The sequence below is a fragment of the Vibrio sp. 1CM2L genome (assembly GCF_023161695.1).
GTDB lineage: Bacteria > Pseudomonadota > Gammaproteobacteria > Enterobacterales > Vibrionaceae > Vibrio > Vibrio coralliirubri.
Window position 1 is genome coordinate 1,031,265 of sequence record NZ_JALNTT010000002.1, and the last position, 23,414, is coordinate 1,054,678.

The following is a 23,414-nucleotide window of genomic DNA, read 5'->3' on the forward strand; positions in this document are numbered from 1 at the left end:
AATTAGACATCTTACTTGAATAGCGATGTATTTTGAAACCAGTTACACTATTCCGTCGTCGATTTTCATAATATTTACAGAACGAACCGGAACATGTTGTCTATTTTTGCACGCCTTCCTATTTTGCACCGGGCTTTTATCGCATTTTTTAGTGCCATAATTTTCGTCGCGATTTTCTTACTCCCCGACGTCAACAGTTTGCGTGACGATTCGGGCGCTTTAGTTGTGGGAAAACATTACCCGCTGACTATCAATGCCTCTGCGCTTATTAGCTCAAGTGACGCTCCACCGACGGCAGTGCTCAATTGGGAGAAATACACCGTTCGCTCTGGCGAAAGCACTTCTGTTTTATTTGAACGTATTGGCCTCTCATACCGCCTGCTGATCACGCTACTCAATACCAATGATGATATTAAGAAGCAGCTGTCTAATCTAAGACCTGGCGATGTATTGCAGTTCGGCTTCGATGAAAACAACGACCTTATTCAGTTAAAACGACAACTTAGTGCATTTGAAAGCTTCAAGATCACCAAGTCTGGCGATTCTTTCTCATCAAGTTTCGACAAAAAAGAAGTGGCCTACCAATACAATTATGCCGAAGCCAACATCACCTCTAACTTCTGGAACGCAGGCGTAAGCGCAGGTTTAACCGCAAACCAAATTATGGAACTGGCGGGCATCTTCGGTTGGGATATCGACTTTGCGTTAGATATTCGTAAGAACGACAGCTTCAAAATCTTATACCAAGAGAAAGTGGTTGAAGGTGAAGTGGTTGGTCGCGGTAAGATCATGGCAGCCGTATTCAAAAACCAAGGCGACTCATTTACCGCGGTATTGGATGATAAGAGCGGAAACTACTTCGATGAAAATGGTCGAGCAATGAAGAAAGCGTTCTTGCGCTCACCAATTGATTTTCGTCGCGTAACATCGAACTTTAATCCTACCAGGAGACACCCAGTAACCGGTAAGGTTCGCGCTCACCGCGGCACTGACTACGCAGCTCCTGTTGGCACGCCTATCTGGGCAGCCGGTGATGGTATTGTTCAGAAGTCGGGTTACAACCAATTCAATGGTAACTACGTGTTTATCCGCCACAGCAACACCTACATCACCAAGTATCTGCACATGAAGAGACGTATGGTGAAAACAGGTCAGCGCGTAAAACAAGGCCAAACCATTGGTACTTTGGGCGGTACAGGCCGTGTGACTGGTCCGCACTTACATTATGAATTCTTGGTTAATGGCGTACATAAAAATGCGCGTACCGTGAAATTACCTCAATCTAAGTCGTTAACGGGTAAAGCAAAAGCAACATTTATTGCCAACTCAGAGATTCGACTGAATAACCTAGAGCGATACGGCCAGTTGCTAGCGACTAATTAGGTTAAGAGCCATATAAACCAACAAAAAGAGCGCCCACTAAGGCGCTCTTTTTTATGTTCATCGAACGACCGTATCTACTAACTTTCAGGCTTCTTGTCTCGGCCTAGCATTAACAGACATGGTGTCAGTACCAAGGTTAAGACTGTAGCGAATGCCAAGCCTCCCGCAATCGCCGTAGCAAGTTGCGACCACCATTGCGTGCTCGGCGCGCCGAATTCTATCTTTTGATTAATCAGGTCGATGTTCATCTCTAGCACCATCGGCATCAAACCTAAAATGGTGGTGACCGTAGTCAGCATTACTGGTCTTAAACGTTGAACACCAGTTCTTAGAATCGCATCTCGCTTATCCAAGCCTCTTTTGATTAACTGGTTATAGGTATCGATCAGCACGATGTTGTTATTCACCACGATACCTGCCAGTGCAATCACCCCAATACCAGACATCACGATGCCAAACGGGCGCTGGAAGATAAGCAAACCAACAAATACACCTACCGTCGAAAACAACACCGCACTCAAAATCAGGAATGCTTGATAGAAACTATTAAACTGAGTAATCAGAATCAAAGCCATTACCGCCAAAGCAACCAAGAAAGCACTTTGTAAGAAGGCGGAAGAGTTTTCTTGTTCTTCATTTTGACCACGGATACGAAATTCTACACTACTCGGTAGCCCAAGCTCACTCAACGCTTGCTCAATCTTTGGCAGTTCGAGGGCAAGGTTATAGCCCTCTTCCATATCCGCCATGATGTTCACTACACGCTTACCATCAAGGCGTTTAATCGTATCTTGCTTGTGGTCGGGGACAATCTGAGCAAAGTTGGTGATCGGCACCAAGCCTGCAGGTGTTTTGACTCTCAGCTGGTCGAAGCGTCCGATATCCCTTTTATCATTCGGGTAACGTACCAATATATCGACCTCTTCTGAAGAGTCATCTGGGAGGTAATCACCAATCTTGAGACCATTAGTCACGAATTGAACGGTATTTCCCACCAAGGTCGCATCAGCAGCAAAGCGCGCGGCATCGTCGCGGCGAATATCCACCTTCCAATCGATGCCATCTTTACTCGCGGTATCACTGATATTGGTCAGTGCTTGATTGCCATCTGCCCAACCTCTCACGATCTTTGCAGCCTGATTAAGTTGCTCTGGCGTTCTTGCTGACAGCTCAATCACTAAGTCATTTTCAACCGGAGGCCCAGCATCAGGAAACTTATATTCAATCTCAACACCAGCGTATTGATCGGTTTGTACCTTCAACTCATCAATGATCGCTTTAACGCTGCGGCGATATTGCCAGTCAACAGGCGTAATTGAGATCAAACCAATCTGGTCATCACCACCAGTCCGCGTGTAAACGGTATCGAACTCATCATGATTGAGCATCATCAGCTCAATGTCGCGCATAATGTCGTCTTTTTCTTGGATAGACAGATCACCATGAGAACGAACTTTGACATTAAAGAATGGCGGATCAACCTCAGGAAAGAATTCTGCTCCAAGACCGGCTTTGGAGTAAGTAAAGCCAACCGCAACCGCGAGTAGTATCGCACTGAACAAAATCTTAAACGGGTGCTTAATCGCAATCGACAGTGTGTGGTAATACGCCTTAGTTAAGCCTGTGGCTTGTGAAAAGTCACCATTATGCAGTGCGACCATTCGAGCTTGGCTCTGAGACGATACGTATTGCGGTTTGCCAATCAAACCGCCCAGCACGGGCACAAACAACAGCGCCATAATCAATGAGGCAGTTAACGTAGCGATCAGAGTTAGTGGTAAAAACTTCATGAATTCGCCCGTCACATCCGGCCAAAACAGCAACGGAGCAAATGCGGCCAAGGTTGTTGCAGTCGATGCAGTTATCGGCCATGCCATCCGTTTCGCTGCATCTCGGTAAGCGACTTTACGTCCTTCACCTTCTTGCATTCGCCTGTCTGCAAATTCGGTAACCACAATCGCACCATCAACCAACATACCAACTGCCATGATCAGAGAGAACAACACCACGATGTTGACGGTTAAGCCGAACACAGACAGCACTAGCAGCCCGGTAAGGAAGGAACCAGGAATGGAAATACCCACTAACAAAGCGGTACGCACACCAAGAATCGCGATGATAACGATCACCACCAGAATAATGGCGGATAAGATATTGTTTTGCAGATCATTGAGCATGATCTTCACATCTTTAGATTCATCCCAGGTGTATTTAACCAACAGGTTATTGGGCCATTCCGCTTGCTGCTGAGCACCAGCCATTACCGCTTTGACTAGCTCAACCGTTTCGATGATGTTTTCGCCTGCACGCTTCTTGATATCCAACACCACCGCAGATTTGCCATCTAAACGAGCAAAGCTCTCTGGGTCTCTAAATGCTCGGCGAACTGTAGCCACATCGCCAAAAGTGACCACCTGCTTGCCATCGACTTTGATAGGTAGCTCAAGCACGTCTTTTAAGGAATTAAACACCGAAGGGACTTTGACAGAAAAACGTCCGTAGCCAGTATCAACAAAACCTGCGGCAACTACTCGATTGTTCAGAGCGATCAGATTGTAGATATCTGCTTGATCTAAGCTGTAGCTCTCCATCAATAACGGATCGACAATGATCTCGACGATGTCATCGCGATCGCCTGCAATATCCACTTCAAGGATTTGGCGATAGCTTTCTAATTTATCTCCAAGCTCTCGAGCAATTTGCACTATGGTGCGCTCAGGAACGGTACCGAATAGCACAACAGACAGAACAGGCTGCTCAGAAGCCAGCGTCACCTCATTTACGGTCGGCTCGTCACTGTCTTCTGGCAGTTTTGGTTTAGCCAGATCAACCGCGTCACGCACATCGGCCATTGCTTTGGTGAGATCGACGCCGACATTAAACTCCAAAACAACAGAGGCGTGGCCTTCTGCTGCGGTTGCTGTCATCTCTTTTACGCCTTCAATCGACCTCAGCTCTTGCTCTATCGGCCTAACCAATAACCGTTCGGCATCGGTTGGCGAAATACCTTGGTGCCCAACAGAGACATAGATAATCGGGATAGTAATGTCTGGGCTCGATTCTTTGGGGATCGTGATATAAGTGACGACACCAGCTACGAGGATTAACACCAAAAGGGAGAGCATTGTTCGAGCACGAGACAAAGCTGCATCAATAATTGAATACATCGGCAATCTCCTACTCTGCGGTTACATTTGAGGGTTCAGCACCTTGCTCAACAGCAATCACAGAATCACCATCACGCACAAAGCCTTGACCTACGGTGATGATGTCGACGCGTTGACCTAAACCCGTGAGCCACACTCCATCTTGTTCGGCCTTTACTAGCTGAATGCCTACAAATTTCACCGTTGGTGAGTCACTAGCAGAGAGCAAGGTTTTGACCCCGAGGTTACCCGCCTCATCCAGTGCCAGCATCGCCGGTGTTATCTTGATTGCGTCTCTTGTTTCTAGGTTGAGTTTTACTTCGGCACTGACACCTGCTGGTAATAGGCCTTTGGAGTTATCGATTTCAATCTCGATTGGAAAAGTATTGGTAGAAGCAGAAGAGATTCGAGAAACATAACGCAGACGACCTTCTGCTTCTTCTCTCCCTAACAGGCGAACCAAAGCGGATTGATTGACTAACAAATGCTGGATATGACGTTCACTGATATCGGCTTCGATGACCAGAGGATCGAGGTCAATCACGCCCGCGACCAGGTCGCCAACCCCAACAAAGTCACCAAGCTCAACCATCAAGTCTTGAACCACACCCGAAAAAGGCGAAGTAATCACAGTATTCTTTAAAGCCAACTCCGCATTGCGCATCATGGCTTTTGCTTCTGTTAATGAAGCCTCTGCTGTAGTGTAGGCGATTTCGCCTTGCAGCCCTCTTTTCTTCAGTGACTGCGCCGCTTTGAACTCTTTCTGCTTCAAGCGATATAACGCAGATGCTCGCTCTAGTTGAATCTCTAAATCACCCTTATCTATCTGGGCAATGGCTTGTCCAGCTTTAACCATATCCCCCTTAACAACGTTCAATCTTACAATCTTGCCCGCGACTTCTGCACCTAGACGAGCATGCCGATCGGGCGCCGTTCTTCCATAGAGATCAATGGTTTTAAAGGTCGGTGATGAAGTGAATGTTTGAAAGGAAACCTTAGCCAATGGAATTTCTGTCGCCTTTTTTTCAGGTGACTCTTCAGCTTGCCCAACGCCTAAACCAAGCCAAATCGACAACAACACGACTAGAGTCAGAGAAACCAGCCACGGTTGCTTCAATTTCTGAAAAAGTGGTGAGTTAGAAAATAGAGTGGGCATAACAAATCCTTTTGTCCGATGTAATTCATGCGCGCTAGTTGGCTTAATAGCGTGATGTGCAACTTCCTTATGCACAAAGGTAACCTTAACAGACCAATCCTCAACGAAGTTGGACGCTATCGACAGTTTAAAAAATATGCCGTGTACTAAAAATGAGAGGAATGCCTTGAAAAGTAATAAGTTACTAAGTAAAAACAAAAACGCCGAACATAAGTTCGGCGTTTGAAATATTTCTAATGCAGCTTTGAGCTCAAGCTATTTTTCAGCTCACGCTAGACGCTAAATGATGCACCACAACCACATGTTGTTGTCGCGTTCGGGTTGTTCACAAAGAAACGTGCGCCTTCTAGGCCTTCTGTGTAATCAACCATGCCGCCCATTAAGTACTGTAGGCTCATTGGATCAACAACCAGCGTTACACCGCTGTTTACAATCGTAGTGTCGCCATCATTTACTTTTTCATCAAATGTGAAGCCGTATTGGAAACCGCTACAACCACCACCTGTAATGTATACACGCAGTTTTAGTTCTGGGTTTTCTTCTTCAGCAATTAGCGTTTGTACGCGGGTAGCTGCTGCATCAGAAAAAGACAATGGGATATTTACTTCGCTCACGACAACCTCTCTTACCTGTGTCAAAAACAACATGATACAAATCTAATTCGAGACCATAGTTGTTGAGTATTTTCTTATATTCCGGTGATTATCTAATACCTGACTGAAACGTTCAAGTATTCACCACAGGATCGGTCCTTTTACTGCTGTAAACTCGCCAATATCTAACAATTAAAACGTGTAACCACACAAAACAACCAGATTCGGGTGATTATCTGGGCGAAAGCATTCCTAGTTGGATTAGGGATAGGTACAATGCGTGCCAATTGGTCCGACAGTCAAAAGAGGATATATCAATGACCAAATCAGCAGAGCTGTACGAAAAAGCACAGCAAACTATTCCTGGTGGCGTAAACTCTCCAGTTCGTGCATTCAATGGCGTAGGTGGTTCTCCAATCTTCGTTGAACGCGCTGATGGCCCACTTATTTTTGATGCTGATGGTAAAGCGTATATCGATTACGTTGGCTCTTGGGGTCCAATGATCCTTGGTCACAACCACGCGGTTATTCGTGATGCTGTGATTGCAGCAGCTCAACGCGGTCTTAGCTTCGGTGCTCCAACCGAAACTGAAATCAAAATGGCTGAACTTGTATCTGAGATGGTTCCATCAATGGAACAGCTACGTATGGTGAGTTCAGGTACAGAAGCAACCATGAGTGCGATTCGTCTTGCTCGTGGCTTCACTGGTCGTGACAAAATTCTTAAGTTTGAAGGCTGCTACCACGGCCACGCAGACAGCCTACTTGTAAAAGCAGGTTCTGGCGCGCTGACTTTGGGTCAACCAAGCTCTCCAGGCGTACCGGCTGATTTTGCGAAACTAACGCTAACAGCAACATTCAACAACCTAGATTCTGTACGTGAAATCTTTGCAGCAAACAAAGGCGAGATCGCTTGTATCATCGTTGAGCCAGTAGCGGGCAACATGAACTGTATCCCTCCTGTAGAAGGCTTCCACGAAGGTCTACGTGAAATCTGTGACCAAGAAGGTGCATTGCTAATCTTTGATGAAGTAATGACAGGTTTCCGCGTTGCTGAAGGTTGTGCTCAGGCTTACTACAACATCAAGCCAGACCTAACGTGTCTTGGTAAAGTGATCGGCGGCGGCATGCCTGTGGGTGCTTTTGGTGGTCGTAAAGACGTGATGCAATACATCGCACCAACTGGCCCTGTTTACCAAGCGGGTACGCTTTCAGGTAACCCTGTTGCAATGGCTGCTGGCTACGCATGTTTGAACCTTCTACGAGAAGAAGGCAATGAAAAGCGTCTAGCTTCAAAAACTAAGCAGTTGGCAAAAGGCTTCAAGCAACTTGCTGACAAGCACGGCATCCCGATGCTAGTTCATCAAGTTGGCGGTATGTTTGGTTTCTTCTTCACTGACCAAGAAACTGTGACGTGCTACGAAGATGTAACTAAGTGTGATGTAGAACGCTTCAAGCGCTTCTTCCACCTAATGTTAGATCACGGTGTTTACCTTGCACCTTCAGCATTCGAAGCAAGCTTTACTTCTCTTGCTCATGGTTCAAAAGAACTTGATGCGACACTAGAAGCTGCTGACCGCTCTCTTGCGATCATTGCTGCTGAAAGCAAATAATCGAAAGCACTTTATAAGTTGCTAACCGATTGAATTTAGGGCTGCATTAAATGCAGCCCTTTTTTATATATCGCGTTCATTAGCCACAAATATGACTGCTTATTTAGCCGTCGATTAAGGCTAAAACTGAACCAAAAGCGATTAACGTTCCCAGAAAAGAAAAACCAACAGCATCAAGGTACCAAGGAACATTCTGAACCAAGGGATCTCTTTTTTTGTTTGCTGTTCTTCGTCTTGGCATTTCTTATCTTTATTACAGCATCCCATTATCAAAACTCCTCATTGCTAACTCTCTGTTTTGCAGCCATTATAAACTCAGAACGCAAATATAGAGACCATTACCGTGTCAGAAAAACTCAAAATCAATTCCAGCCACTGGGTGATCATCATTGCCCTACTCGCGGCGGCTTATGCTTGTTACCTACTTATCGAACCATACGTTAACTCGATTGTGATGGCCTTTATCATTTCACTATTGATGTTCCCAATCCATGAGTGGCTTGAAAAAAAGATCCCGAATAAAGAAAACATCGTCTCTCTGCTGTCTTGTATCATACTGACTTTCATTATTGTTATCCCTTTATTGGCAGTATTCGCAGCAATTGTTCAGCAAGGTTCTCTGTTCTCTCAGAATACTTACCAATGGGTGACACACGGCGGCATTCAGACTCTGTTTACTCACCCGTTAGTGGTCAAAGCGTTGTCATTTGTGAATAACTACCTGCCTTTCGACAACATTGAACCTCAAGCCATCGCACAAAAAGTCGGTGAGTTTGCGACAAGCTTTGGTTCTAAGCTAGTTGGTATCAGTGCCAAAATCTTAGGTGACGCGACCAATTTCTTGATGGATTTCTTCTTGATGCTGTTCGTTTTGTTCTTCCTATTAAGAGATCACGACAAAATCATCAGTGTGGTTCGTCATATTCTGCCGCTGTCTCGTAGCCAAGAAGACAAACTTCTAACAGAGATAGAGCAAGTATCTAAATCAGCAGTGATGGGCTCATTCTTAACCGCAATCGCGCAAGGTTTTGCCGGCGGTTTAGGTATGTGGATTGCTGGTTTCCCAGGTCTATTCTGGGGCACAATGATGGGCTTTGCCTCTTTCATCCCAGTAGTGGGTACCGCATTAATCTGGATTCCAGCAGCAACCTACTTGTTCCTAACTGGTGATACCACGTGGGCGATTTTCCTAACGGTTTACTGTGTAGCGATTGTTGGTTCAATTGATAACCTTCTGCGTCCGCTGCTAATGCAAGGCAGTGCTGGCATGAATACCCTGATGATCTTCTTCTCACTATTGGGTGGTATTCAACTGTTTGGCCTAATTGGTCTTATCTACGGACCATTGATTTTTGCGATTACCATTGTCCTATTCAACATCTACGATGAAGAGTTTAAGGACTTTTTAAACCAGCAAGACAAGAGTTAATCAACGGTTCGACAACTTGGTTGCCGAACGAGTATTAAACACTTCAAGCTTTGGGCGGATTATGCGAAAATCCGCCCTCATTTTTTGCTAACGATTCAACAGAGTGTCCTATGTCAGCTTATATTGCCCCAAGCCAGATTGCTCAACGCCAACTCGCCTACTTTGAAGGCAAACATGTTTTAGTTGCCGGTGAGGCAGAAGACTTGTTCCCTGTTGAGTTAGCGAAGCACTGTGAATCAGTCTCTGTGTTTACTTCTAATTACAGCTACTACCGTCAACTGGAGGGTTGCAACACCATCCAACGTTTTTATGGTGCGGAGTTTACCGAAGAAACCAAAGCCGACTTAGTGATGCTGTACTGGCCAAAAGCCAAAGCGGAAGCGGAATTTCTGTTGGCGATGCTATTTGCCAAGCTAGGTAAAGATACCGAGATCGTCGTGGTTGGCGAAAACCGTTCAGGCGTGAAAAGCATCGAGAAGATGTTTGCTCCTTACGGCAAAGTTGTTAAATACGATTCAGCGCGTCGTTGCTCTTTCTACTGGGGTCAATGCTTCGAGCAACCACAAGCGTTCAACCTGCAAGACTGGTTTAAGACCTACACGGTTAACATTGATGAACAACCTCTGACGGTAAAAAGCCTTCCTGGCGTCTTCAGTCACGGTCAATTCGATGTCGGTAGCCAACTTCTGTTGGATACTCTGCCAAAACTAAAAGGCAAGGTACTGGATTTTGGTTGTGGTGCAGGCGTCTTAGGCGCGGTAATGGCATCTCGTAATCCTGATATCGAGCTAGAAATGTGCGACATCAGTGCATTTGCCGTGGCATCAAGCCAAGCAACGCTAGAAGCGAATGGTTTATCGGGTAAAGTCTTCGCGTCAGATGTCTATTCTGATACTGCACAAGACTACCAGTTCATCATCAGTAACCCACCATTCCATTCAGGTTTAGACACTAGCTACAGCGCTACTGAGACCTTGCTTGCTCAGGCTCCTAAGCATTTGAAGCGTTCTGGTGAGATGATTATTGTTGCGAACAGTTTCTTAAAATACATTCCAATTATTGAACAAGCGTTTGGAAAATGCGCGACTCTAAATAAGACCACTAAATTCGCGATCTATCACGCAAACAAATAACCTCTCTAGCACAGCGCAGGGTCATTATCTGCGCTGTCTGTTCATGTTTTTGTCAAAACTCTATAAAAATGAGCTTTTGCACACGCTTTAAATACCACTTACTTGTCAAAGTAAAAAAACTCGTTAATTTCGTTAAATTGGAACCCGTTAATTCTATTCTCTGTACTTGTTTTCGCCCCTTTTAGCAGTACATCAAAGGAAAGTAGTACCCAATTTATGTTTAGATTCTATCGTAAGCAGAAGTTTAAGCGCCTTCAAAATACCCTAATGCTGGCATTTCTTGTCCTCAGTATTACACCAGTGACACTCATCGCGATATTTTTCCTCCAATCGCACAGTCAGGATCTCCAGGAACAAAGCACCTCACACCTTGTTTCGGTTCGTGATACTAAGCAGCAACAGATTGTCGATTACCTACAAGCCCAAGAATCCCAAGTGATGGGCTTTGTTCGCTCAGAATTGGCCAATGCCAGTGGCGGACGATTTTATGGTTTGATCAATGCATTCCAACGATTGGGGTTAGATATTGACGAGGCTCGCAGTAATGCGCAACAACGCTACATTCAGGGGTCTGGCGATCAAATCAAAACGTCGATTCTTCCAGAGTCCAGCAGCTTTATTGGCAGCGAGCGTTATCGCTTACTGCACAAGCGCTACCATAATGCTTACCTAGAACTGCTTAAACGCTCTGATTTTGACGATATTCTATTAGTTGATATCAACGGCAACGTCGCTTATTCCGTCTTTAAAAATGACGATTACGGCACCAACTTGCTGACTGGAAAATACAAGGATTCCAACCTAGGTATTACCTTTCAACGACTAGCAAAAGACGTAACCGACCGACGTAAATCTAACGAAGATTACACGCCGGTTATCGTTTCTGACTTTAAAGACGAGAACGGCAAGCAGACTGCATGGTTAGGTGCACCTATTGTTCAACAAGGCTATCTACACAGCTACGCGATGTTTAGGCTGCCAATCAACGGCATTACTAAGCTGATTGCGGATCTCAACAAGAGTTCGAATATTCAAACGCTGCTTGTGGGTGATGATCACCTGCCGCGTAGCCTTGCTCATTCACAAGAGTCTATCAATTTGAGCCTAGACGTTGTCGATAAAGCATTGGCTGGCGAAACGGCGGTTGGTACCTTCGACAACACCCTAGACCAAGCGATCATCGCGGCATATACACCAATTGAGCTGAAATACGCAACATGGGCTCTTGTCGTAGAGCTGCCAGAAAAAGAGGCGTTTGCCCGTATTCATCAGTTAGAAAAGATCTTCGTGATCGTTATGCTAACGGCGATCATTCTCGTCGTTGTTGCATCGCACTATCTGTCTAACTTCATCACCTCCCCACTGCTTAAACTGACATGGGCAGCTGAAAAAGTATCGGCGGGTGATCTCGATGAAACCATGATCAATACCGAGCGAAAAGATGAGCTCGGCCGTCTCGCGGTGAGCTTCGAAAGAATGCAGCGCTCTATTCGTGAAAAAATGCAGCTCATCAAAAGCCAAAACGATGAACTTGAGGACAACCTTAAGACTATTCAAAAGCAAAACGAAGAGTTGCAACTGGCCAACAAACTCAAAGATGAGTTCTTAGCTACTACTTCACATGAGTTGAGAACACCACTGCATGGCATGGTGGGTATCGCTGAAGCGTTGATATCTGGAGCGAACGGTCCTATTCCTGCTAATCAGAAGTATCAGTTGGATATCATCATCAATAGTGGTCAGAGATTGGCGACCTTGGTTGATGATCTGCTTGATTATCACAAGATGCGCTATGGCAGCTTAGACATTAAGAAGTCAGCCGTTGATTTGTCTGCAGCCACCAGCTTGGTCCTAGAGTTGTCGCATCACTTATTGGGCAATAAGCCAATCCGTATTATTAACCAAGTCCCAAGTGATTTAGGGCTGGTTTCATCGGATCCTCAACGACTTGAGCAAGTGATGTATAACTTGGTCGGCAATGCCATCAAGTACACCTCAGAAGGTAAGATTGTTATCTCTGCCAGCGTTATCGATGACAACATTCGTGTACAAGTTGTCGATACAGGCCAAGGTATACCGGCCGAGTACCTTGAGCACATCTTTGAGCCATTGATTCAAGCAGGCCAAGATGCGAGTAACTACCGCCAAGGTGCAGGGCTTGGATTATCGATCAGTCGTCAGCTCATCGAGTTAATGGGCGGTTCACTGTACGTAAGTAGTCAACCAATGCTTGGCACTACGTTTAGCTTTACCCTGCCCCTAGCTACTCAAGATGAGCTGGACAGTTACAACGAATCCGGTCACTACTCGCACTTCCAAGCGCCGGATTTAATTGATAACAGCCAACAAGAAAACAGTGTTATCAGTGAGAATCCAGATGGCCCATTATTGGTTATCGCTGATGATGAGCCGGTTAACCTGCGAGTATTAGACAGCTTCTTGAAATTAGAAGGTTATCGAGTACGTACTGCATGTGATGGCCCTGAAACCATTGAACTGATTGAAAAAGAGAAGCCAGAGCTGCTTCTACTCGACATCATGATGCCAGGAATGAGCGGCTATCAGGTTTGTGAAGCATTGCGTAAACAATACGATCATGCTCAGTTGCCAATCATCATGCTAACGGCACTCAACCAAGCAGAAGACCGTGTTCGAGGTTTCGAAGCAGGTGCCAATGACTACTTGTCTAAACCGTTCAACAAACAAGAATTAGCGGCTCGAATAACAGCGCATCTATCAGCAAGTAAAGCTGAACAGAGACGCCTTGAAAACGACCAACTGCAACTCGAGCTCAAACATAGAGCGATGGTTGAAGCTAACTTGTTAGAAACTCAAGGGCGCTTATTAGAGCAACTAGAATCGGCACCTGAAGCCATCATCTGTATTCGTGATGACCAACGTATTCGCTTTGCTAACGAAGCGGCGGCAAAACTATTCAGACGCGGGCAGGAGCAACTTAAACGCTCAATGGCCGACGAGATCATTGCGCCTAAATACCTTAAAGTGGAACAAGCCCACTACTGCGGCGACATTGATATCTATATAGACGACACACGTCAGCGCATACCAAGTGACATCCTTAAGCTACCTGAAGGTTCAGGGCTCGACACCATGTATATCTTTAATGTAGGTGGTGGAGTTAACTCAAACCGAATCAATAACCTTGAAACGGCGGTTGAGGCTCTCTCTAGTTATGCCTTTGAAGGCGACAAAGATAAGTTGCAGCAACTGAAAGAGCTTGGCGGAGAATTTACTCGTCTTGCTGACAAGGCAACCGGTGAAGGTAAAAACAAGCAAGAGTTAATGCGTGAGGTACTGGTCGATGCGATGACTAATGCCATCATCTACTGGGAATCGGTGACTGGTGAAACCAAGTTTGCTTTCGCCGAGAAGAGTGGCTTGTGGCGCGTCTACTTAGACCGCAGTACGCTGCAAACTCGAACGCTAGACAAATACCTACGCGTCGAAACCCTACCGAAAACGCCTCGCTGGCGAACTGTACTGAGCTCAATCGAATTCATACTGGAACACTGTAAAGAACAGACGCCAGAAAGAACCCATATTGAGATGCTCAGAGATAAACTGCAGAAACTACTGACCAGCTAATCCCTGAACCAACATCACCTTATTAGCCCACCTAGCGTGGGCTTTTTTGTACGCCTAATAATCACAAAAAGTAGAATCCCAACGCTTGCAACGCACTTTTTTCACATCTTTAAACAAGGAAGAATTCACGCCAATTACGCACAGTGCGTGCTTGTAAGTGTCAGTACTTTTCGTTCTATTCTCAATCATATCTGACCGTTATCTGACTCTTTGTTGCAGTTTGAGAAGCGAGTCACAACAGAACGGCAGATTTAATTTTCTAGGGAAATTTAACGTAAAACTGGCAAGTGACCGAGATCTACAATTATACCAACGTAGGGTAAAGCATTATAATAAAAAGCCTTTAAAGTTAGTGACCACTTACAACCCGCAAGAACCACAAAACCAAATGCGAGTCACATCACCCTAACAATTGCGCACAAAAAACCACCAAAGCAACCTATTTTGACGTTAATGACGTGAGGTTGTGTATTTTTAACGTTTTTGACGGGAAACGAGTTTGATTAATTCATCGATAAGGTGTTTTCTTACTCCTGCCAAAGGCCTACAGGCCACTCTTACCACTTCTCAGAATCAACGATGAATCTGGAGCAACGAAGAAGAGGTAGGCCTTTAACCAGAGTGTGTATCTACTAAACAATTTAGCGACAGATAACATTCAATCCATTAGTGAAATGAAAGCAAATAGTAAGGAACAGCTATGCTTGCCAATATAAAAAAAACAGCAATAGCAACAGCAATTATTGCAACTGCTACAACAGGTTTTGCATCAGTAGTAACCGCTGCAGAACGCAGTGAACTGACCGTACACCCGAAAGAGTACACTACATTCGTACGTAACTTTAACCCGTACCTTGGTGCTACTAACCTACATACTACAACTGACTTCATGTACGAGCCGCTAGTAGTATTTAACGAAATGCACGGTAACACTCCAGTGTTCCGTCTAGCTGAAAACTTCAAGATGTCAGATGATCTGATGAGCGTTGTTTTCGACATTCGTAAGGGTGTTAAATGGTCAGACGGAGAAACTTTCTCTGCTGATGATGTTGTTTTTTCTTTCAACCTTGTAAAAGAGAAGCCAGAGCTTGACCAATCTGGTATCAACTCTTGGGTAACTTCTGTAGAAAAACTGAACGACAACCAAGTTAAGTTCACACTAACAGAAGCAAACTCAAACGTACCTTACGAGATTGCTAAAGTACCTGTAGTACCTAAGCACATCTGGAAAGACGTTAAAGATCCATCAACGTTTACCAATGAGAACCCGGTAGGTTCTGGTCCATTTACAGAAATCGATACGTTTACAGCGCAACTATACATCCAGTGTGCAAACCCGAACTACTGGGATGCAGACAACCTAGATGTTGACTGTCTACGTGTTCCACAAATTGCGAACAACGACCAATTCCTAGGTAAAGTTGTAAACAGTGAAATGGACTGGACGTCTTCTTTCGTTCCAGATATCGACCGTACATACGCAGCAGCTAGCCCTAAACACCACTACTGGTACCCGCCAGCAGGTACACAGGCATTCATCGTTAACTTCAAGCACCCAGATGCTGCGAAGCATGAAGCATTGAGCAACGTTGACTTCCGCCGTGCTTTCTCTATGGCTCTTGACCGTCAAACTATCATCGATATCGCATTCTACGGTGGCGGTACTGTGAACGATTTCGCATCGGGTCTTGGCTACGCGTTTGAAGCTTGGTCTGATGAAAAAACTCACGACAAGTACAAAGGCTTCAACACTTACAACGCTGAAGGCGCGAAGAAGCTTCTTGCTGACGCTGGCTTCAAAGATGTAAACAAAGATGGTTTTGTTGACACTCCATCAGGCAAGTCTTTCGAGCTAATGATTCAATCGCCAAACGGCTGGACTGACTTCAACAACACAGTTCAACTAGCGGTAGAACAGCTGAACGAAATCGGTATTAAAGCGAAAGCTCGTACACCTGACTTCTCTGTTTACAACCAAGCAATGCTTGAAGGTACATACGACGTAGCATACACAAACTACTTCCACGGTGCGGATCCATACACGTACTGGAACAGTGCTTACAACTCATCACTACAATCTGGTGATGGTATGCCTCGTTTCGCAATGCACTTCTACAAAAACGACAAGCTAGATGGTCTTCTAAACAGCTTCTACAAAACAGCTGATAAGAACGAGCAGCTAGACATCGCACACGGTATCCAGCAAATCATCGCTGCAGACCAAGTGACAATCCCTGTGATGTCTGGTGCTTACATGTACCAATACAACACAACTCGCTTCACTGGTTGGTGGAACGAAGAAAATCCAAAAGGCCGTCCAAACATTTGGGCTGGTATTCCAGAGCGTCTACTTCATGTACTGGACCTAAAACCAGTTAAATAAGTAATCGTTCAATCCTTGCGGCGTAACCTCTTACGCCGCTTATAAAAACCCCCACACTCTCAATTGAAAGTATGGCGCTAGTCGTCAGGGGGTTTTTCGTTCCAAATTTCGCTAGGAGCGACCTGAATCCAGAAACAGGGAAACAATCTGGGTGAGTAAGGTGTGAGTTATGGGTTATTTTTTAAGACGTTTGTCATTTTATTTTGTCGCGCTATTAGTTGCTGCGACGTTAAACTTTATTATTCCAAGAGCAATGCCTGGTGACCCAGTTACCATGATGTTTGCGAACGCTTCTGTACAAGTTACTCCAGAGCGTATTGCTGCAATGAAAGAACTATTAGGCTTCGTTGATGGCGGTCTACTGGTTCAATACGTAGCGTACATGAAGAACATTCTTAGCTGGGAACTTGGTACATCAATTCAATTCTACCCACTTTCTGTAAACACACTGTTGGGTGGAGCATTCGGTTGGTCGCTTTTCTTAGCCGGCACCGCAGTTATTCTTTCTTTCTCGATTGGTTCAATCCTAGGTATTTTCGCAGCGTGGAAACGCGGCAGTAAGTACGATGCCTTCGTAACTCCAGGGATGCTGATTCTACAAGCCGTTCCTCAAGTTGTTATCGCAATGATTGCACTATTTACCTTTGCAATTGGCTTGAAGTGGTTCCCAACCGGTTATGCCTACACCGCAGGTACTATGCCTGACTGGACAAGCTGGGCATTCATTAAAGATGTCGCTTACCACGCCTTCTTACCACTGTTCTGTGCTTCTGTTGTTCAAATTGGTGGCTTCCTAGTAAACATGCGTAACAACATGATCAACCTACTAGCCGAAGACTACATCACCATGGCGAAAGGCAAAGGCCTGAGCGAAAACCGAGTGGTATTCAACTACGCAGCTCGTAACGCGATGCTACCAAGTGTGACAGCCCTTTCAATGTCGCTAGGTATGGCAATCGGTGGTCAGTTAATTATCGAAATCATCTTTAACTACCCAGGTCTTGGCAGCGTACTTTTCAACGCAATTAACGCTCGTGACTACCAAGTACTGCAAGGTCAGCTGCTTATCATGACGCTATTCATGCTGTTCTTTAACCTAGTTGCAGACATGCTTTACGTTGTTCTTGACCCTCGTCTTCGTAAGGGTGGTAAATAATCATGAAAGACTTTCTAAAACTCATTTGGCGTAACCCGATGGCCCTAACAGGCGTCATCATCCTAAGTATCTTTATTCTTGGTGCGATTGCAGCTCCATTGATCACTAAACATGTACCAGACAAGCGCACAGGCAACCCACATGAATACCCTGGTTTCGTAGTGAAGTCAGCACAATCTAACCCTGATGGCTGGGTTGCTCAAAACCTAGCAGACGACCGTCGTACATTGATCATGTCTAAAAAGGCAGACCACGTACTAGGTACAACTCGTATGGGTCGTGACGTTTGGTCTCAAGTGGTATACGGCGCACGCGTATCTCTTGCTGTAGGTTTTGGTGCGGGTTTAACCGTATGTTTACTCGCAACTGTTATTGGTGTTTCTGCAGGTTACTTCGGTGGCCGTGTCGATGACGTACTAACAGCCGCAATGAACATCATGCTGGTAATCCCTCAATACCCATTACTGTTCGTAGTAGCAGCCTTTATCGGTGAGGCAGGGCCACTCACCATAACCTTGGTTATCGGCTTTATGTCCTGGGCTTGGGGTGCCCGTGTTGTTCGCTCCCAAACCTTAGCACTGCGTGAAAAAGAGTTTGTAAAAGCCGCTGAAGTTTTGGGTGAATCTTCATTCCGCATCATCTTCGTAGAGATTCTGCCAAACCTTATCTCTATCGTTGGCGCAAGCTTCATCGGTTCGGTGATGTACGCAATCATGATGGAAGCAACCATCTCGTTCCTAGGTCTTGGTGACCCGAACACAATCAGCTGGGGCATCATGCTTTACAACGTTCAAACCTCTTCATCAATGCTGATTGGCGCTTGGTGGGAACTGTTGGCTCCTTGTATCGCATTGACACTACTTGTAACTGGCCTTGCTCTACTTAACTTCGCTGTCGATGAAATTGCTAACCCGCAACTGCGTTCTCACAAAGGCATGAAGCGTTGGAAGAAACTAGCAGCTCAAGACAAAGAAGAACGTGAACCAGAACTACCACCACAAAATGCACTTTGGAGCGGAGATAAATAATCATGTCTGAACCACTAATTTCTATCCGCAACTTATGCGTGGATTACATCACAGAGTCTGGCGATGTTCGTGCGTGTAACAACGTAAGTTTCGACATCGCTCCAGGTGAAGTCTTCGGCCTAGCTGGTGAATCTGGCTGTGGTAAATCAACGGTCGCTTTCTCTCTTATGCGTCTTCATAAGCCGCCCGCTTACATCAGTGGTGGTGAGGTTATCTTCAACGGTGAGAACATCCTGGAATACAGTGATGACCGTATGCAGTCATTCCGTTGGAGCGAGATGTCGATGGTATTCCAGAGTGCGATGAACGCACTCAACCCTGTATTACCAATGGAAGAGCAGTTCTGTGACGTAATCATGCGTCACACCAACATGACTCGTGAGCAAGCTAAGCAACGCGCTGAAGGTCTACTTGAAATCGTCGATATTCACCCGAGCCGATTGAGTGACTACCCTCACCAATTCTCTGGTGGCATGCGTCAGCGCTTAGTTATCGCTATCGCGTTAGCACTGAATCCAAAGCTGATCATTATGGATGAACCGACAACCGCACTTGATGTGGTTGTGCAACGCGAAATCCTACAAAAGATCTATGCACTGAAAGAAGAGTTTGGCTTCTCGATTCTGTTCATCACCCATGACTTGTCATTGATGGTCGAGTTCTCTGACCGCATCGGCATCATGTACTCAGGTGAGCTAATCGAAGTAGCTAACTCTCAAGATATTCTAGAAAACCCTTACCACCCTTACACCAAAGGGCTGGGAAGTTCTTTCCCTCCACTGACAGGGCCAAAGACAAAACTAGCAGGTATTCCGGGCAACCCTCTGAACCTGTTAGAGATCCCTGAAGGGTGTCGTTTCCAAGCTCGTTGTGACCGTGTACATGAAACGTGTACCAAGGTGCCAACCAAGCTGCGTTCTATCGACCCGGGACATTTGTCTAACTGCCACCTGTACGGTGACCCAATAGTACAAAGGAAGCTATAGCTTGCACGCTGACTCAGCGTGAATAACGAACAAGGCGGCTCGACCGCCTAAAAACAAGCAAAGCGAATAAGGATTCTGGAGACAATTATGAGCAAAGATTTCGGTCAATTATTGGTAGAAGGCAAGAATGTCGTAAAGGACTTCCCAATAAGCAGCACCACCATTCAAACCCCAATGATGCGTGCGATTAACGACGTGTCATTCAAGATGTACAAAAGTCGCGGCCTAGCAGTGGTTGGTGAGTCAGGTTCAGGCAAATCAACAACCGCAAAAATGATCGCAAAAATGTACGCGCCTTCGGGCGGTACGATCGAATACAAAGGTCGTGATATCCAAGAGATCTCAAGCAGAAAAGATCTTATGCATTACCGTGAAGGTGTGCAGATGGTATGGCAAGACCCGTTTGGTTCACTGAACCCAACACACAATATTTTCCACCACATTGCTCGACCACTGTTGATCCACAAGAAAGTATCTCCGGGCAACAAGAGAGAACTAGAAGAACGTGTTTACGATCTTTTAGAGCAAGTTGGTCTCATTCCGCCAAAAGAGACGGCGAAGAAATACCCTCACCAACTGTCTGGTGGTCAGCGTCAACGTGTCAACCTAGCGCGCAACATCGCGGTAGGTGCAGAAGTTGTACTAGCCGATGAACCAACATCAATGCTTGATGTATCGATTCGTGCCGGTGTTTTGAACCTGATGGAAGAGATGAAGTTTGAGAAGCAAATGTCTCTGCTTTACATCACTCACGATATCGCAACTGCTCGTTATATCGCCGAAGATCTTTCAGTGATGTACGTAGGACACATGGTGGAATGGGGCGATACCGATGACGTAATTGCTAACCCTCAGCACCCATACACGCAATTGCTTGTTTCTGCTGTTCCAGATCCTAAGAAGTCGATCCACGAGCAACTTGCTGGCAACAAAGGTGAGATTCCTCTGTGGACACCAGTATCAGCAGGCTGCCCATTTGCAGGTCGTTGTACTCATGCAATGGATAAGTGTAAAGAGCAGCTACCAGGGGTTACACAGCTCGCTGATAACCACTTTGTTCGCTGTTACCTACACGAAAGCTAAGCAATAAAACCCAAGTTAGGGTCTGCGGACCCTAACTATTTATATCCAAAACATTCAAGTACCTAGCCAATAGAAACTAGGACTGTCGGAGAATATTGATGCTGTTATTGACCAACCATATTGGCTATGAGTCCACAGGCCCGAAGCAAGCTATCCTACAAACTAAGAAAGCTCGCCTATCTAGCACAACGGCTCTACTCGTCTGTGCTGACAACCATATGACTGTCGGAAGTTTTGATGTGGTTAAACAAGGCCGCGTAGCAAATTGGCATCAAGGGCAATTCTTCACTATCGATTTCAGTTCAGTCACTGAATCTGGTCGCTACTACCTGCGCTTTGACAACCTGCGCTCTGAAGTATTTGAGATTGGTAGCAACCTATTAATGAACCACACATTCTCTGATGTGCTTCATTACTTTAAATCACAACGCTGTGGCGGTATTTTCGACAAAAAAGATCGACAAGCACAAATTCTAGGTACCGACCGATACGTCGATGTCCACGGTGGATGGTATGACGCATCAGGTGATGTCAGTAAGTATTTTAGCCACCTGTCTTATGGTAACTACCTAAACCCACAACAAATTCCAATGGTCGTTTGGAACATGCTAAAAGGCGTACGCTTGACTAGCCATAATCCAGACTTCCCAAAATTCTCCATGACTCGTCTAACGGAAGAGGCTCTGTTCGGTGCCGACTTCTTGGTGCGTATGCAAGACGCTGACGGATACTTCTATATGACGGTATTCGATAAATGGAGCAAAGACATCAACCAACGTGACATCTGCGCTTATGCGACTCAAGAAGGTCATAAGTCAACAGACTTACAAGCGGGCTACCGACAAGGTGCAGGGGTTGCTATCGCAGCATTAGCTGCAGCTTCTGAGCTTGAAATCTCTGGCAGCTACTCGAGCCACACTTACCTTGAAACGGCGGTTAAGGGTTACTGGCACTTAAAAGAGTACAACCTCCAGTATCTAAACGATGGTGAAGAGAACATCATCGATGAATATTGCGCCCTACTCGCAGCCAATGAGCTGTATCGCGTAACACAAGACCAGCAATACCTATTAGAAGCAAGAACTTGGGCGACTCGCTTAATCTCTCGCCAACAGTCAGATAATTCATTTGAGCACTTCTGGTCTGCAAACTCTGATGGCTCTCGTCCATACTTTCACGCAGCAGAAGCCGGCCTTCCGGTGATTACACTATGCGAATACATCAACAACGAAAGCGATGCTGAATTAAAAGAACAGGCGCGCACAGTTGTTGAACAAGCTTGTCAGTTCGAAATCAACATTACCGACAAAGTCACCAACCCATTCGGCTACCCAAGACAGTATGTTAAATCTGTCGATGGTGATAAGCGTGATGCCTTCTTCGTCGCTCAACAGAACGAAACCGGTTACTGGTGGCAAGGCGAGAACGCACGCCTTGGCTCACTCGCAACCATGGCTTACCTAGTTCAACCGCACATTAAAGATAGCGAACTTCAAGAGCGCTTGATCCAGCTTTCACAAAATAGCCTTGATTGGATTTTGGGTCTCAACCCATATCACATGTGCATGCTCGATGGTCATGGCCATAACAATCCAGACTACTTACCTCAGCTTGGTTTCTTCAATGCGAAAGGCGGTATCTGTAATGGCATCACAGCTGGTTTTGATGATGAGCAAGACATTGCGTTCAATCCACCCGCTCAAAAAGATGACATGCTCCAAAACTGGCGCTGGGGTGAACAATGGATCCCTCACGGCGCTTGGTTCCTATTAGCAACCGCTGCACAGTTCAACTTCTTAGCACAGCGTAAGGAGCAATAATCATGACTCTTTACTACGTCGGTATTGATGGTGGCGGCACTTCTTGTCGTGCTCGTATTCGTGATGACCAAGACAAACTGATTGGTGAAGCGAAAAGTGGCAGTGCCAACATCCTTTTGGGTGTGGATGTGGCGATGAATTCTATTGTTGATGCCATCACAAAAGCAGCACAACAAGGACAACTTAACTCTAACGATTTTTCTAATATGCATGTTGGCCTAGCACTGGCTGGCGCTGAGCAAAAATCAGCATGGTTCGACTTCATGTCACAACCGCACCCTTTCGCAAGCATGACACTAAATACCGACGCTTATGGCGCTTGCATTGGTGCTCACAATGGCCAAAACGGCGCAATCATGATTGGTGGTACGGGTTCTTGCGGAATCTACCTAAAAGACGGTGAGCAACATGTGGTTGGTGGTCGTGAATTCCCGATTTCAGATCAAGGCGGAGGCGCGGTTATGGGCTTACGTTTGATTCAACAAGTCTTGCTTGCAGAAGACGGTATTCGCAGCAAAACCCCACTGACTCAGCACGTGATGAATCACTTTGATAATGATGTGGATGCCATCGTCGAATGGTCAAAAGGCGCAATACCAAAAGACTACGGTCAATTCTCGCCAGTGATTTTTCAGCTGGCTAACGAAGGCGATGAACTGGCTATCGAGATGCTCAAGCAAACCGCGGCTGATATCGAAATGTTTGTCTTAGCGCTACATCGCAAAGGTGCGGACAAGGTGTGCTTAATGGGAAGTATCGCAGAGCGTATTCTCAACTGGCTATCACCACCAGTACAACAATGGATCGTTAAACCTCAATTCGACGCTATTGAAGGCGCATTGATGTTTGCCGGAAAACCACAACACAACTTGTATCAACAGGCTTAGCAGGGAAGTTAT

15 protein-coding genes are annotated in these 23,414 nt (G+C 45.6%); 12 read left to right on the forward strand and 3 right to left on the reverse strand.

Annotated elements, in window-relative coordinates:
* Nucleotides 1-93 precede the first annotated feature (93 nt).
* The gene (locus MSG34_RS09710) at nucleotides 94-1,383 is read left to right on the forward strand and encodes a peptidoglycan DD-metalloendopeptidase family protein (protein WP_050633594.1); all 1,290 of its coding nucleotides are present in this window, start codon (nucleotides 94-96) and stop codon (nucleotides 1,381-1,383) included.
* Between the two features lie 77 nt (nucleotides 1,384-1,460).
* Here the strand turns inward: MSG34_RS09710 and MSG34_RS09715 are convergent, their stop codons facing one another.
* The 3 genes from MSG34_RS09715 to erpA form a co-directional block, all read right to left on the reverse strand.
* Entirely contained in the window at nucleotides 1,461-4,550 is a 3,090-nt protein-coding gene (locus MSG34_RS09715) for an efflux RND transporter permease subunit (RefSeq protein WP_248337186.1), read from the reverse strand.
* A gap of 10 nt (nucleotides 4,551-4,560) precedes the next feature.
* Nucleotides 4,561-5,685, reverse strand: coding sequence for an efflux RND transporter periplasmic adaptor subunit (locus MSG34_RS09720; protein ID WP_248337188.1), 1,125 nt, complete (start codon nucleotides 5,683-5,685; stop codon nucleotides 4,561-4,563).
* Nucleotides 5,686-5,957: 272 nt separating this feature from the next.
* Nucleotides 5,958-6,299 carry an iron-sulfur cluster insertion protein ErpA gene (erpA, locus tag MSG34_RS09725; protein WP_004734539.1) on the reverse strand — a complete coding sequence of 114 codons (342 nt, stop codon included), beginning with the start codon at nucleotides 6,297-6,299 and terminating at the stop codon, nucleotides 5,958-5,960.
* Nucleotides 6,300-6,595: 296 nt separating this feature from the next.
* On the opposite strand from erpA, the gene hemL reads away from it, so the two are divergent.
* The 11 genes from hemL (at nucleotide 6,596) to MSG34_RS09780 (ending at nucleotide 23,402) form a co-directional block, all read left to right on the forward strand.
* Nucleotides 6,596-7,891 carry a glutamate-1-semialdehyde 2,1-aminomutase gene (hemL, locus tag MSG34_RS09730; protein WP_010436060.1) on the forward strand — a complete coding sequence of 432 codons (1,296 nt, stop codon included), beginning with the start codon at nucleotides 6,596-6,598 and terminating at the stop codon, nucleotides 7,889-7,891.
* A gap of 343 nt (nucleotides 7,892-8,234) precedes the next feature.
* Nucleotides 8,235-9,320: an AI-2E family transporter gene (locus MSG34_RS09735; protein ID WP_248337190.1), complete on the forward strand. Its 1,086-nt coding sequence runs from the start codon at nucleotides 8,235-8,237 to the stop codon at nucleotides 9,318-9,320.
* A 110-nt stretch (nucleotides 9,321-9,430) separates the two neighbouring features.
* Nucleotides 9,431-10,453, forward strand: a complete 1,023-nt coding sequence (rsmC, locus tag MSG34_RS09740; protein WP_050651768.1) for a 16S rRNA (guanine(1207)-N(2))-methyltransferase RsmC — start codon at nucleotides 9,431-9,433, stop codon at nucleotides 10,451-10,453.
* 216 nt (nucleotides 10,454-10,669) lie between these two features.
* Entirely contained in the window at nucleotides 10,670-14,059 is a 3,390-nt protein-coding gene (locus MSG34_RS09745) for a response regulator (protein ID WP_248337192.1), read from the forward strand.
* A 700-nt stretch (nucleotides 14,060-14,759) separates the two neighbouring features.
* Nucleotides 14,760-16,442: an ABC transporter substrate-binding protein gene (locus MSG34_RS09750; RefSeq protein WP_248337194.1), complete on the forward strand. Its 1,683-nt coding sequence runs from the start codon at nucleotides 14,760-14,762 to the stop codon at nucleotides 16,440-16,442.
* A 169-nt stretch (nucleotides 16,443-16,611) separates the two neighbouring features.
* On the forward strand, nucleotides 16,612-17,598 hold the full coding sequence (locus tag MSG34_RS09755; protein WP_017633262.1) for an ABC transporter permease: 987 nt from the start codon (nucleotides 16,612-16,614) through the stop codon (nucleotides 17,596-17,598).
* A 2-nt stretch (nucleotides 17,599-17,600) separates the two neighbouring features.
* Entirely contained in the window at nucleotides 17,601-18,626 is a 1,026-nt protein-coding gene (locus MSG34_RS09760; RefSeq protein WP_048615598.1) for an ABC transporter permease, read from the forward strand.
* Between the two features lie 2 nt (nucleotides 18,627-18,628).
* A complete protein-coding gene (locus MSG34_RS09765) occupies nucleotides 18,629-19,612 on the forward strand; it encodes an ABC transporter ATP-binding protein (protein WP_048605693.1) in 984 nt (327 codons plus the stop codon).
* Between the two features lie 87 nt (nucleotides 19,613-19,699).
* Nucleotides 19,700-20,695 carry an ABC transporter ATP-binding protein gene (locus MSG34_RS09770; RefSeq protein ID WP_048605696.1) on the forward strand — a complete coding sequence of 332 codons (996 nt, stop codon included), beginning with the start codon at nucleotides 19,700-19,702 and terminating at the stop codon, nucleotides 20,693-20,695.
* Nucleotides 20,696-20,793: 98 nt separating this feature from the next.
* Nucleotides 20,794-22,515, forward strand: a complete 1,722-nt coding sequence (locus MSG34_RS09775; protein WP_248337196.1) for a glycoside hydrolase family 9 protein — start codon at nucleotides 20,794-20,796, stop codon at nucleotides 22,513-22,515.
* A gap of 2 nt (nucleotides 22,516-22,517) precedes the next feature.
* Nucleotides 22,518-23,402 carry an N-acetylglucosamine kinase gene (locus MSG34_RS09780; RefSeq protein ID WP_248337198.1) on the forward strand — a complete coding sequence of 295 codons (885 nt, stop codon included), beginning with the start codon at nucleotides 22,518-22,520 and terminating at the stop codon, nucleotides 23,400-23,402.
* Nucleotides 23,403-23,414 lie beyond the last annotated feature (12 nt).